The following is a 413-nucleotide window of genomic DNA, read 5'->3' as shown; positions in this document are numbered from 1 at the left end:
AAAATGCGAGGATTGCCGATCAAAGCTCGGGCAATGGCTACCCGTTGCCGCTGACCGCCCGAAAGTGACGCGCCGTGCTCACCCACAACGGTGTCGTAACCTTCGGGCAGTTCAAGGATGAATTCATGGGCGCCAGCCATGCGGGCGGCGTGCATGACCACTTCGAGCGGCGCCCCCGGATCGCTCAAGGCAATGTTTTCGCGAATGCTGCGGTTGAATAGCATATTGTCCTGCAACACCACGCCAATCTGTCGGCGCAGCGAGGACACATCAGCCAATGCCAAGTCCATGCCATCGACCATGACCCGTCCGCGCTCTGTAACATAGAGCCGCTGCAACAAGCGGGTCAAAGTGCTTTTGCCGGAACCGGAGCGGCCCACCACACCAATGATTTCTCCCGCGCCAATGACCAA

The 413-nt window shown here is 59.1% G+C and carries 1 protein-coding gene; it reads right to left on the bottom strand.

Annotated elements, in window-relative coordinates:
* Positions 1 to 413: ATP-binding cassette domain-containing protein (locus Phpb_RS26405; protein ID WP_205634818.1), on the bottom strand; the 413-nt coding region annotated here is incomplete at both ends.

The sequence above is a fragment of the Photorhabdus namnaonensis genome (assembly GCF_001684335.1).
Lineage (GTDB): Bacteria > Pseudomonadota > Gammaproteobacteria > Enterobacterales > Enterobacteriaceae > Photorhabdus > Photorhabdus namnaonensis.
Note: the sequence above shows the minus strand (reverse complement) of the source record. Positions and strands in the feature narration are given on the sequence as shown.